9 protein-coding genes are annotated in these 12,814 nt (G+C 41.9%); 6 read left to right on the top strand and 3 right to left on the bottom strand.

The genetic code is table 11. The features are described from left to right. Positions 1-102: 102 nt before the first annotated feature. The 3 genes from IGJ01_RS13135 to IGJ01_RS13125 are packed head-to-tail and all read right to left on the bottom strand — an operon-like array spanning position 103 to position 3,945. On the bottom strand, positions 103-1,554 hold the full coding sequence (locus IGJ01_RS13135; protein ID WP_430601167.1) for a response regulator transcription factor: 1,452 nt from the start codon (positions 1,552-1,554) through the stop codon (positions 103-105). Beyond that, positions 1,551-3,320, bottom strand: a complete 1,770-nt coding sequence (locus tag IGJ01_RS13130; protein WP_008380747.1) for a sensor histidine kinase — start codon at positions 3,318-3,320, stop codon at positions 1,551-1,553. Before IGJ01_RS13130 ends, IGJ01_RS13135 begins: the two co-directional genes overlap by 4 nt. Further along, positions 3,289-3,945 carry a DUF624 domain-containing protein gene (locus IGJ01_RS13125; protein WP_010749870.1) on the bottom strand — a complete coding sequence of 219 codons (657 nt, stop codon included), beginning with the start codon at positions 3,943-3,945 and terminating at the stop codon, positions 3,289-3,291. Before IGJ01_RS13125 ends, IGJ01_RS13130 begins: the two co-directional genes overlap by 32 nt. Before the next feature lie 264 nt (positions 3,946-4,209). On the opposite strand from IGJ01_RS13125, the gene IGJ01_RS13120 reads away from it, so the two are divergent. The 6 genes from IGJ01_RS13120 (at position 4,210) to IGJ01_RS13095 (ending at position 12,807) form a co-directional block, all read left to right on the top strand. After that, positions 4,210-5,520 (top strand): ABC transporter substrate-binding protein, encoded by a 1,311-nt coding sequence (locus IGJ01_RS13120; RefSeq protein ID WP_016612696.1) that lies wholly within the window; start codon positions 4,210-4,212, stop codon positions 5,518-5,520. A gap of 189 nt (positions 5,521-5,709) precedes the next feature. Next, positions 5,710-6,669 carry a carbohydrate ABC transporter permease gene (locus IGJ01_RS13115; protein WP_016621592.1) on the top strand — a complete coding sequence of 320 codons (960 nt, stop codon included), beginning with the start codon at positions 5,710-5,712 and terminating at the stop codon, positions 6,667-6,669. 3 nt (positions 6,670-6,672) lie between these two features. Beyond that, positions 6,673-7,506, top strand: a complete 834-nt coding sequence (locus IGJ01_RS13110; protein ID WP_005234188.1) for a carbohydrate ABC transporter permease — start codon at positions 6,673-6,675, stop codon at positions 7,504-7,506. Between the two features lie 75 nt (positions 7,507-7,581). Next, positions 7,582-9,195: a glycosyl hydrolase family 28 protein gene (locus IGJ01_RS13105; RefSeq protein ID WP_430601166.1), complete on the top strand. Its 1,614-nt coding sequence runs from the start codon at positions 7,582-7,584 to the stop codon at positions 9,193-9,195. Between the two features lie 424 nt (positions 9,196-9,619). Continuing rightward, entirely contained in the window at positions 9,620-10,873 is a 1,254-nt protein-coding gene (locus IGJ01_RS13100; protein ID WP_016612693.1) for a glycoside hydrolase family 28 protein, read from the top strand. Positions 10,874-11,292: 419 nt separating this feature from the next. Beyond that, a complete protein-coding gene (locus IGJ01_RS13095) occupies positions 11,293-12,807 on the top strand; it encodes an extracellular solute-binding protein (RefSeq protein WP_005234195.1) in 1,515 nt (504 codons plus the stop codon). The last annotated feature ends 7 nt before the right edge of the window (positions 12,808-12,814 follow it).

The raw sequence follows: 12,814 nt of genomic DNA, 5'->3' as shown, positions 1-12,814 counted from the left end.
ACATCAATTACTGGTTAGTCAAAGAGGTAGTTCGCTCACGAATGTGAGCGGACTACCTCTTTTGTTGAAATAGCAACACAGTCATTTCGGATAGAAGAAACGTTAAGAGAGAAGTGCTTTTTCTTGCTGCTTCAAAAATTTCTTTGGTGTCATACCGGTAATCTTTTTAAACGTTTGAACAAAATATTCGGGGGCATTACTAAAGCCCGTCATCGCTGCCACTTCGTAGACTTTGTAGTTTTTCTTCAGCAGTTCTTGTGCTTTTTGGATGCGGTATTCGGCTAATTTTTGATTGAAGCGAATCCCGGTTTCTTTGTAATAGGTTTTTCCTAAGTATTCAGGATTTAAGTACAAAAGATGGGTGGCGATCCATTTCAATGACAATGCTTCATGGTCATAATATTCTTCGATGATCAGGTTGACTTTTTGGGACAGCTGCATGTTCTCGCTATCGTCTAAGCTGCCCCGCATCAAATCGATACAGTGAAGCAGCATAAACTGGAGTTCGTGCCAATTATTCAAGAGCATGATCTTTGGGGAATAGTCATCAAAGTAGATGTCTTTTTTGATGCGATGGTTTTCAAAAATTGCCGATAACAAATCGTTGACCTGCAGCCGCAATAGTTGGACAGGGTAAAGCTCCATGCGACAGGTAGAAAAAAAGTTTTCCGTAAGAACTTGGGCTAAAGTCAGTTCGCCTTTGTCGATCAATGCCAAAAGTTTTTCACGGTATTCCATATAGAGACTATTTTCATAGACATTTTCTTGTGAGATTTGGGCTTCTTGGATGACTTCAAAGGTATCAAAATAAAACTCCTTATCCAAGTTCCGCTTGCCTAAATGATAACTGAGTAAAAATTTTTCGGGGGTTTCGACCCAGCAATTGATGGCGATCCCTTTTCCTAGATGCGCAGCCTGTACCTTCGTTTTAAAAAAGAGATTAAAGGTATTTTCCGTACTGAAGTTCAGGATATAGCCAACTTTGTTTTGATGACCGATCACCAACTCGTGATGGTTCTCATAGCTTTCGATCCGCTTGGCGATGGCGTGATAGAATTTCGAATCAAATAAGTACATACAAAATGGAAAAACGAACGATTCAGGCAGCGGTTCTTCTCCGCAGCTATTGATGTATTGTTCAATTTGTTGTTTTAAATAGAGGGTAGATTCCATTTGACGACGTTCAGAACGTTCGATCGTCTCAGCCAACGCTTCTGAAAGCTTGCTCGGAAAAACAGGTTTTTCAAGGAAAAATTTGACCCCTAAAGCCATCGCTTCTTTGGCAAAGGAGAAGCTGCCAAAGCCTGTCAAAATAATGATTTGAATCGCAGGATTGATGGCTTTTAATTTTTTGATCAAGGCAAGTCCATTGACTTTAGGCATATTGATGTCGGTAATCACGATGTCGATGGTGTTTTGCTGACAAAATGCCAAGGCTTCTTCACTGTCTGTGTAAATTCCTTTGACCACTAATGGGAAATCAAAAGAAGCAACGAGGTTAGCCACACCATTTGCTATCAAGGGTTCATCGTCAACAACGAGGATATTTTTCATGTTTCACTCACTCCTTTTAAGGGGATCACAAAGCGCACCGTCGTCTTTTTGAAGGGAATCGAGGAGACGATGGCTAAGGACGCTTGATCACCATAATGCAGTTGCAATCGTTTTTGAATATTGGTCAATCCGATGCCGCCTTCTTTTTCAATCGAGAAGTTGGCTTTAAAACCAGGGCCATTGTCAGAGACACTGACTTGGAGAAAGGTTGCTTGTTGTTCAATCGTAAGGACGAGGCGACACGTCTCCTTCATATCATTGACGGCGTATTTAAAGACATTTTCAATCAATGGTTGAATCAGTAACTTAGGAATCTTAAAGGACAAGTCATTCACCAAAATTACTTCGATATACTCGATCCGTTTCCCGAAGCGAACGTTTTGAATATTGATATAGGCGTGCACGATATCTAATTCATCTTGTAGCGTTGTGAAGTCAGACTTGGTATCGATTTTTTTTCGAAACAAATAGGCAAGGGAGGTGACCATCTCTGAGATCTGCCACTGCTGATTTTCAATGGCGATCCAGTTGATCGAGTCTAACGTATTGTATAGAAAATGTGGATCTAATTGCGCTTGCAATCCTTTAAATTCGATTTCTTGGGACAATATACGCATTTCATAATTGTCCTTGATCAAGGCATTTAATTCATCGATCATCGTATTGTAGCTTTCATAAAGGACCATGATCTCTTCTTGACTATTTTCTGGGACAGCGAGGGTCTTTAAAGAGGCCAGTTTTTTCGTTTTCCGCAGAACGGCCATTTGCGAAGCCAAGTCAGCTAAAGGGCGGGTCAGCTGATTGCTTATTTTCCGAATCACAACAATAATCAAACATAAAAAAGGCAAACTCACAGCGATGGAAAGGCCTTGTAGTTTATAAAGATCAGCTAAGACTTGATTTTCAGGCAGTAAATAAATGAAGGTCATATTCGGCATCGTCTTCCGATCCATTGCGTAGTAGTACTGGCGATTATCAAACGTCATGGAGCCGATCGATCGCTGGAAGGTTTCCATTTTTTGCTGCAAGGTATTTTGATCCGCAGCGAGGGTTTGCTCGTCATTTGCGGTACTATAAAATTGGTTCTGATACGCCATGAAAAATTGGTTTTGTTCGGAGACAATGGGAAGACTTTCGATCTCGTTACGAAAGAAGGACGTATTCACTAGAAATATCACCGTACCAATATAGGTTAAAGAAAGATCGGCTGTTGAATAGATTTTTCGCAGGTAGACACCTTGAGAAAGGTCCTTTGCAAAAAACCAACTCCCTTTGGCAGGCTTATCGGGCAAAGTCTCGATCATATCTTTGATGGTTTGGCCATTAAAGATATGGTCGGTCTCGGCTAGAAAGTTGATCATGTTTTCGTTCGTTGGGGTAAAGAGATAGACGTTTTGAATCGTTGATTCATTGCGTACGAGGGCGTTGATTTCTGCACTTAAGGCATTCTTTTGGTCGATCGCCTCTAAGGATTGCAAGGAATCTTGTGCCAAGATCCTTTGTAGGCCATTTTGGATCGGTGCACTATCGATAATGCGAAAAGAGAGGGTTTCGACGGCAGTTAAACGCTTGGCGATATTTGTTGAAATGATCGAGACATCTTTATACGCGGCTTCTTTCAGTTGCGCCATGTAGACTTGTCGCCAAACTAAGGTCAGGAGAACAGCCAATGAGACGATAATTGCCACCGTCGCAAAAAAGACAAAATGTAACTGTCGCTCAAAAGGCTGCTTTTTAAAGTGATTGATCAGCTTCTGGGACTTCATGGACACTGCCTCGCTTTGCTTGCAATTGTTTGGTTTTTTCAATCATCTGACCATGAAAAAATTCAGCGAAGAACAAGAAAATCACCAGTCCAAAGACGAGTAACAAAGAGGTTTTGGCAGTCAATAAGAGAAACAATAAATACCAGGTAAACAACAAGGCAAGGCCTTGCAGTGGGTAGCGAAAGACTAGAAAGATACTGACGTACAAGGTCTGTTTCCAAGCGTGTTGTTCGGCTTTGGCATAGGTCATAAAGCTGATGAATGCAGTGTAAAGGAGGAGAATCGTTAAAAGTAAATAGACAGGACGCAGCCAAGCCATTTCAGTCGGGAAAAAATGAGTAATCCGTAAGTTAAACAACAACAGGAGTACTGTACTTAATAGTCCAATGCCAAAAAGGGAAAAGGTGCGAAAGGCTTGCTTGTAGGCTTGCCAGAAGGCAACAGCTGAATAGTCATGACCAGTTTTACGAAAATCATGTAAACATTTGATCGTGACAGCGGTGGCAGGACCGAAGCCAAAAATCCCCAACCCTAAAAGGGTAAAGAAAAGCCATAAAAGGTTTAATTTAGCAAAATAAGCTGTTACCGTAAAAAGACGAAACAGTCCGGTTTGTATTTTTTTCATTGTTTCCACCTACCTTGTTTTTTGAAAAGTAAGCCTTTTCAACGCTAGTATAGCATAGTATATTGGAAAAAATAGAGCATGTCTGTTTTTTTACATTTTTCATCTGTTTTTCTATTTTTTTCTAGCTATTGCCCGTGAAGGCTTAGCCTTCAGCAAAAACGACAGTCTAGTTTTTCACATATTTGCTCTTGTTTTTTCATTTTTATTAACGAGGATTTCCATTACAATCACCTTGTAAGCGCAAACAAAAAGGAGTGTAGAAGAATGAAGAAAACTTTTTTAAAAGCAGCGAGCTTGTTGTTTCTTGGTGCGACCTTAGCAGCTTGTGGCAATAACGGCAATAGTAGCGGAAGCTCAGAAGCTGATGCAGATGGGAAAACGACGATTTCCTTTACCTGGTGGGGCTCAGAAGTCAGACACGAGAAGTATATCGAATCGATCAAAGAATTTGAGAAACAAAATCCTGACATCAAAGTTGAATATGAATATGGTTCTTGGGATGACCATTGGAAAAAACTAGCGACAAAAGCGGCTTCTGGAGAATTACCTGATGTGATCCAGATGGATGTGCAGTACATTGCGCAATATGGAACGAAAAATCAATTAGCAGATATGTCGGAATTTATCGGCAATGAGATTCAAACCGATGATATCAAAGAATCGATTTTAGCAACAGGCGAGTTAGATGGAAACGTTTTCGGCATACCAACTTCTGTCAATACTATGGCGATGCTCTACAATCCATCATTGGTAGAACAAGGGGGCACTGGGATTGACTTTAGCAATTATACCTTCGATGACCTTGTAGAAAGTACGGCAGCGATCGCTGAAGCAACAGGTGATTACGGTTGGAACGATAACAATGACAACAGTACGATTTTGCAATACTTTTTACGTACTAAAGGCGAAGATCTATACCAATACGATGCAGACGGCAAACCAGAGATCGGTTTTACCAAAGAAAACTGGGTTGAATTTATGGGGGCTATCGCAGATCTTACGGAAGCCAAAGCAATGCCAACCGCAGAAGTGACTAGCAATGCCAACAGTATGGATCAATATCCGTTTTCACAAGGAAAAGCAGCTTATATGATGACTTGGTCCAATCAATACTTGACCTATAAAGCCTCCGCCGCAGAAGATGTCGAAATCAATTTGGCTCGTCCTTTTGACTCAGAAAACGGGGCGATGGCGTATCGACCAGGGTTCTTTTATTCGATCGCGAATGCTTCTGAATCAAAAGAAGCAGCTGCGAAGTTTGTTGACTTTTTAGTGAATAGTGAAGAAGCCAATAAGATCATCGGTACTGAGCGGGGAATTCCTTCCAATGATGCCATCAAAGAATTGCTTTATGCCGACATGACACCAGAAGAACAAGAGTCCTCTGATTTCTTAGATGATATTGCAGACATCGTCGGTGATCCATCCCCAATCCCACCAATTGGGTTTGCTGAAATCAACACGTACTTTAAAGAGCTGTACGCAGAGATCACTTATGGCACGATGACACCAGAAGAAACTTATGATGCCTTTACGCAACGCTGCGAAGAAATTTTTGCAGAAAACTATCAATAAGCATAGATGCGGCGCCTTTACTGACTTTTTCAGTAAAGGCGTTTTTTTAGGAGAAGCACTGGAGGAAAAAAATATAGGTCCTCTAGTTTTTCACATTTCTGTGCTTTTTTTTCTATTCATTCTTAAGAAGTACTTCGTTAAAATCAACTTGTAAGCGTAATCAACTATAGGAGGTAGGAAGTGAAAATTATGGAACTACAATCAAAATCACCCACGGCCAAAGAACCTGGGAAACTCAAAAGCTGGTTTAATCGATTACCAGAATCAAAACAGAATATGGTTACAGGCTACTTATTTATCTCACCCTTCATCATTGGCTTTTTTGCTTTTATAATCGTCCCGATGGGGATTTCTCTTTTTATGTCTTTTCATGACTATGATCTATTGACAGAGGCGCAATTTGTTGGCTGGAATAACTTTATAACGATTTTTACGAATGATCCCAAGTTTGTTCAGTCACTGACTGTTACGCTGAAATATGTTGTGTTGGCAGTCCCTTTACGGCTGATCGTCGCATTAGCAGTGGCGATGCTGATCAACCGCCCATCGAAATTAAGCGGCGCTTATCGGGTATTATTTTATATCCCTTCGATTTTAGGTGGGAGCGTGGCGGTATCGATCATGTGGCGGAATCTTTTTGGCGATTCAGGGTTGATCAATGGCGTGCTAGCGGCGATCGGCTTAGACCCGATCTACTTCTTTAAAAGTCCTGGCTTAGCGTTGATGACCTTGATTTTATTAGCAGCGTGGCAATTTGGCTCGTCGATGTTGATTTTCTTATCCGGTTTGAAAAATATTCCGAAAGATTATTACGAAGCGGCGGAAATTGATGGGGCAGGAAAAATCAGACAGTTTTTCAATATCACGGTCCCAGTCCTGACGCCAATCATCTTTTTCAATCTGATCTATCAAACGATCATGGCCTTTTTGACCTTTACACCTGCGTTTATCATTTCGAATGGGACGGGTTCACCCCGTAACGGCACGTTAGTCTATTCCTTGTACATGTATCAACGAGCCTTTACCGATTTCAAAATGGGCTATGCTTCAGCCTTAGCGTGGATTTTACTGGTCATCGTTGGGTTGATTACGATTCTGTTGTTCGCAACATCGAAATTTTGGGTGTTTAAAGAAAACGAGGAGGTTTGATTGATGCGTGAACAAAAACAAAATTATTTCTTTGATGCCGTGATCTTAGTTGCTGCATTACTGATGCTTTATCCGATTTTCTGGCTGCTGTTTAGTGCCTTTAAACCTAGTAGTGACATTTTTCGAACGGCAACGGAGTTGATCCCCCGCAGCTGGACGTTAGAAAACTTTACCAAGGGGTTTGAAGGGATCGCAGGGATTCCCTTCATTCGCTATATTTTCAACTCATTGCAAATCGCGTTGATTTCAATGGTAGGGGCGGTCTGTTCTTCGGCTGTCATTTCTTATGGATTTGGTCGGATTCCTTTCAAAGGAAAAGGCTTTTGGTTTGCTTGTATCTTGGTCACGATGATGCTACCGCAAGAGATCATCATGGTGCCTCAGTATCTTTGGTTTAATCAATTAGGCTGGCTTAACTCGATTCGTCCAGTGACCGTTCCTTCATACTTCGGACAAGCCTTCTTTATTTTCATGATGGTCCAATTCGTCTCTGCGATCCCGACAGATTTAGATGAAGCAGCAAAAATGGACGGCTGTGGACGGGTCGGTATTTTCTTCCGCGTGATTCTACCGTTGATGAAGCCTTCCTTGGCAAACGCTGCGATCTTCTCTTTCTATTGGAAATGGGAAGAACTGATCGGACCGATGCTGTACCTCACACGTCCGCAAAACTACACGGTATCGATTGCCTTGAAGCAGTTCCTGGATGCTAGCAGCACCTCCAATTGGGGAGCCATGTTCGCGATGTCTGTGGTCTCCTTGCTGCCTGTGTTGATCATTTTCTTTATTTTCCAAAAATACATTGTTGAAGGCATCAGCACGACTGGTCTTAAATAAGTATGGAAAAAGATATTCGCTGTTTTGGAATATCTTTTTTCTATTGAATGAATTCGTTGAAGAAAGGACAAACCGATGGAACCATTTCAAGTAATTGATTTTCATGTCGTACCAAGCACGATCGGCGCTCATCAAGCGACCCTTATTTGGGAGAAGCCGCTGCACGCTCAAGCTATTTTTGGTTATCAATTGTTTTTAGACAACGATTTGATCCAAACCAGACCAACAAACAAGACGCATTGGACGTTGACAAACTTATCTGCCGATCAAACGTATCAAGTAACGATCATCTGCCTCGATCTTCAGGGATGTCTGCTTACAAATACCGCAGTCACGACGACCTTTCGTACAAAGAAAAAAAGTGTTGTGTTAGATGTTACGCAAGCACCATACCATGCTGATAGCGAAGGCAAAGAAGATAGTACCGCCATTCTCCAGCAAGCGATCAACGATTGTCCTAGCAACGGCACAGTCTGGATCCCAACAGGGGCGGTGATCCTTTCCGGTGCGTTGGAGCTAAAAAGCAATATGATTTTTCAGGTAGATGGCACATTGCAAGCAAGCCTCGACATAGAAACGTATCGGGTTGCCCCTCACGATTATTTAGGAAGCGTGAATCAAGAGGGGTTGCCATTAAGCCGTTATGAAGGCTGGGAATTGTTTTGTTTTCGTTCATTGATCAACATTGGGTATATCGATCGGGGCGATCGAGGGCGTATCGTTTGTGAAAATGTCCGTCTTTGTGGCAAAGGAACGATCATTGGTGGCGGGAATCCATTAGGACTAGCGATGCGAAACCCTTATGCAGACCGTGAACAGTATCCAGAATATGTTTCTGATGGAAAACCTGGAAGACGAGTAAGGGGACGTTTGATCTGTATGATGCAGGCCAAAAACATCCATTTGACAGAGCTGACGTTGAGTGATCCACCATGCTGGACTGTTCATATGATTTACTGTGACACCGTTGTGACCCATGGGGTGACTATTCAGTCCAAAGGCATCGACAATGGCGATGGTTGGGACCCAGATTCTTCGCAAAATTTGCTGATTTTTGACACCGTTTTTGATACGGGCGATGATTGTATCGCAATCAAATCTGGCAAAAATCCAGAAGGAAATCAGATCAATAGACCAGCGAAAAATATTCGGCTGTTTGATTTGGCTATTCGAGGGGGACATGGCATCGCGATTGGTAGTGAGCAATCTGGTGGTGTTGAAAATATCGCTTTTCGAGATTGTCAACTGACCAATACGCTTTATGGACTAGAATTGAAAGCGCAGAATGATCGTGGTGGCTATATTCGTCAAGTGACGATCACCGATTGCCTGTTGGATCGTTTCATGGCTCATCCTGTTGCTTACAATGCCGATGGTCAGGCAGCACAACAGTTACCGATCATTTCGGATATTTTGGTCAAGAATACCCGTATCGTAGGGCAGAACCCTTTGGTCGAGCTAAAAGGGTTTGTCGATGAACAAACACAGCAGGTTTCACCGATCCAACGCGTTACTTTTGAGTCAGTTGCCTTTGAATCAGCTAAAGGGCAAAAGAAAATGATTTTTGAACAGTGTCAGGAGGTCAGCTTTAAAGAGGCAGCGATCATTGATCGAGTGGCCATAAGTGACGCAATAAGTTGCCAAGAAACAGTCGAACTATCCATGGTGGGGCAAAAGAAACGCACGTAGAACAAGCTTTTGGAAATGATCTGCGTTGGTTTTCCCAATGAGAAACAGTTAGTTAAGCACCTTATTTCCTTCCTTGACAGGTTGCGCCTTTTTGCTTTTGTAGACAAAAAGGCGCATTTTTCTAACAAGAAAGGACGTTACAAAAAAAGACGATCCTCAGAAATCAAAAAGGACTTTCTTTTGCCACTAAGGGGACTATAGTAAAGAATGTAGGAAAAAAGGACGCCAGAAAGCACATGGGAAAAGACAACGAGATGTGCCAAGAGGAACGCTTTACTTGATGGACAGCGCCAGTAAGAAGCACTTAGTTCTATCCAAATAAATGATAGATGAAAAAAGGTTGGTGATGCGCAAATTTTTAAAAGTCATGGATATCGATAAACCTATTTGTAGCGTAAAACAAAAGCGTAGGAGGTAAGCAAGAATGGAAGACATCACGCAATTATTGCAACGAGAAATTGACCAAGCATCAACTGTGCAGGGAACAGTGATTACACCACCCGGCGCCTATCAAATCGGCGCGTTGTTTTTAAAAAGCAATGTGCACTTGATTGTCTCAGAGGATACGATTCTGTATGGTAGTCAAGAACTGGCCGATTATCCCGAAGTAGATAATCGGGTCGCAGGGATCAATATGAAGTGGCCTGCAGCGATGATCAATGTTTTTCACGCAGAAAATGTCATGATCTCGGGAAAAGGGAAACTTGATGGTCGTGGAGAAACATGGTGGCAAACGTTTTGGGGAACAGATGAAGCCAGCGGGATGATGGCGGATTATGCAAAGAAAGGCTTACGCTGGGCAGCAGATTATGATTGCAAGCGTCCACGAAATATCCTTGTTTATGAAAGTCAGCAAGTAACCATCAAAGATATTTCGTCGGTACAGTCGGGTTTTTGGAATACACAAATCACGTATTCTCACCACATATTGATCGACGGCATCACGATAGACAATGGAAAAGGGCCTAGTACTGATGGCATCGATATTGATTCCTGTGAAGAAGTCACCATTCAAAATGCCTACATTTCCTGCAACGATGACAATATCTCGATCAAGGCGGGACGTGGGGCAGAAGCCTTAGCCCAGCAAAGAAGCTGTCGGAAAATCACGATCAAAGACTGTCAGTTAGGGTACGGTTCAGGAATTGCCATTGGCAGTGAAACTTCAGGTGGGATCGAAGAGATCAAAATCCAAAAAGTCGTCTTTGAGCAAACTGGCGCAGGGTTTCGGATCAAATCCGCTAACAATCGAGGTGGATTTATACGCAAGGTCACTGCTTCGGATTTAACGATGAAGGATGTTGGCTTTCCTTTTCTCTTACAAACAAATTGGTACCCAGATTATAGTTATCCAGAACTGCCAGCTGATTATGCGGAAGAGATTCCCGACTATTGGCACAAATTGATGGCACAACCTGCTATTCCAGTAGGTCCAGCAAAGGTCTGCGACATTAATATTGAAAACGTGCAAGCTACCAAAATAGGACAACAAAGCGTGCGTGCTTTCTTCATCGAGGCCAGCCCAGCAGAACCGATCCGCAATCTAACAATGAAAAATCTTTCCATCCATGCCGACGAGTTCGGCAAGATTGCAGGGGTCGAAAACTTAAAGATGGTGGAAACGATCGTCACTGCGTTAGCGCCAACCTTGGATCAAAATGATGTGTATGAGCGGTAGTACTCTTTCTGTCGGATATGAATGAGTGGTGATCCGCTTAGTACTACAAAACTGATGAATTATCAAAAAAGACCAATGAGTTGGTCTTTTTTTCATGATAAGATGTTTCCAAATCTCTCACGAATAAGAACATCAGTACTTAGGCTACTTTTTCTACAACGAGAATTTAAGAATGATAGGAATCAGAAAAACTGCGATAATTAAATTAATTGAGCGAACTAAGAACACGAAGAACTATTTATTCTTTTTTCCTATAATTTACGATACCTGCAAATGTAGAGCAAAACTCCCTACCCAGCCATATATCAACGATTAACAAAAAATGTCAATTGCTGGAAATCCTGCTTTTCGTTATGCTTTTGGTATTGAAAGCGGTTTATTTAATCGAGCTCAACAACAAAATCTAAGGAGGAAAAGTAGTGAAAAAATTAAGTACGATTCTTGGTTTGGGGTTACTATCAGTCGCCTTTTTGTCGGCATGTGGGAAGGAGGAAGCAGGTTCCACAACAGATTATGATACGATTTCGATTTTATCGCCGTACATTGAAACTGAACCACCTGCAAGTGACAACGAGATTTTGAAACAATTAGAAGCTTACACTGGCAAAAACATTGATATTACCTGGGCACCCAATACATCCTATGAGGATAAAATGAATATTACGTTAGCTTCAGATGATATTCCAGAAGTGATGGTCATTCAAGGAAAATCAGGAGGATTTATCAAGTCAGCAGAAAATGGGGCTTTTTGGGATTTGACCGACTATTTAGCTGATTATCCTAATCTCTCTCAGTCTAACGAGGATGTTTTGCGTAATTCTTCTGTGAATGGCAAAGTGTACGGAATTTATCGGAAACGTGATGCGATGCGGACGGCGGTGATCATCCGAAAAGATTGGTTAGAAAACTTAAACTTAGAGGTACCAGAAACGATCGATGATCTTTATGAGATTGCCAAAGCATTTACTGAGAACGATCCCGATGGGAATGGTGAAAATGATACGTTTGGTTTGATTATTCCCCAATGGCCTGGCTCGATCAATTCAAATAGTCCTTACGATGTGTTAGCTACTTGGTTTGGGGCAGGAAATGCTTGGAAAGAAATAGACGGCACTTTAGAGCCATCCTTTATGCAACCAGAATACCTAGAATCAATGCAATTTGTTAAAGATATGGTGGAACAAGGCTATGTCAATCGTGATTTTGCAACCATGGCAGCAGATAAATGGGATGAGCCGTTTATCAATGGACGTGGTGGGATCATTATTGATACGTATTCACGAGCAGCACAAATCAGTAATAAATTATTGCAAGCTGGAGAAGAAGACCTCGTCGTCTTTACAGGGAATTTAAAAGATAATAGCGGTACGATGAATGCGTTACCGACAGATGGCTATTCTGGTTTCTTGGCGATTCCTAAGTCGAGTGTCCAGACAGAGGAACATCTAAAAGAGGTGTTGACGTTCCTTGATAAATTAAATGATAAAGAAGCACAGGTATTGCTGAACAACGGAATCGAAGGAATCAATTTTGAAGTAGTGGATGGAATGTCCGTCGCACTAGAAGGATCAGAAGCTGAAGCGTTAGCCAATGCGGTCAAAGGGTACTCACAAATTGGGATGAATGTAACGGAAGATACCCTGTACTATATTGCTAAGCCTGATACAGAAGCGGCTACTGAAAGCTATGAAAAACGATTGTCATTGATGGAAGCTGATTTAGAGCACGCTGTCTTTAACCCAGCAGCCTCCTATAATACAGATACGTATGTAACAAAAGGGGCACAGCTTGATCAGATCATTAGTGATGCGCGGGTTCAATTTATCGCAGGACAAATCGATGAAGCGGGTTGGGAAGCTGCGATCGAACTTTGGAAGAATCAAGGAGGCACGCAGCTGATGGAAGAAACGAATGCCCTTCATCAAGCACAATAACGACAGT

The organism is Enterococcus sp. AZ089, from assembly GCF_050547225.1.
Lineage (GTDB): Bacteria > Bacillota > Bacilli > Lactobacillales > Enterococcaceae > Enterococcus_D > Enterococcus_D entomosocium.
The sequence above is the reverse complement of the archived record's forward strand: the minus strand, read 5'-3'. Positions and strand labels throughout refer to the sequence as shown.

Excerpts from the sequence above, each read along its gene's own strand:
- IGJ01_RS13135 (WP_430601167.1), bottom strand. The coding sequence starts at position 1,554 with ATGAAAAATATCCTCGTTGTTGACGATGAACCCTTGATAGCAAATGGT.
- IGJ01_RS13130 (WP_008380747.1), bottom strand. The coding sequence starts at position 3,320 with ATGAAGTCCCAGAAGCTGATCAATCACTTTAAAAAGCAGCCTTTTGAG.
- IGJ01_RS13125 (WP_010749870.1), bottom strand. The coding sequence starts at position 3,945 with ATGAAAAAAATACAAACCGGACTGTTTCGTCTTTTTACGGTAACAGCT.
- IGJ01_RS13120 (WP_016612696.1), top strand. The coding sequence starts at position 4,210 with ATGAAGAAAACTTTTTTAAAAGCAGCGAGCTTGTTGTTTCTTGGTGCG.
- IGJ01_RS13115 (WP_016621592.1), top strand. The coding sequence starts at position 5,710 with ATGGAACTACAATCAAAATCACCCACGGCCAAAGAACCTGGGAAACTC.
- IGJ01_RS13110 (WP_005234188.1), top strand. The coding sequence starts at position 6,673 with ATGCGTGAACAAAAACAAAATTATTTCTTTGATGCCGTGATCTTAGTT.
- IGJ01_RS13105 (WP_430601166.1), top strand. The coding sequence starts at position 7,582 with ATGGAACCATTTCAAGTAATTGATTTTCATGTCGTACCAAGCACGATC.
- IGJ01_RS13100 (WP_016612693.1), top strand. The coding sequence starts at position 9,620 with ATGGAAGACATCACGCAATTATTGCAACGAGAAATTGACCAAGCATCA.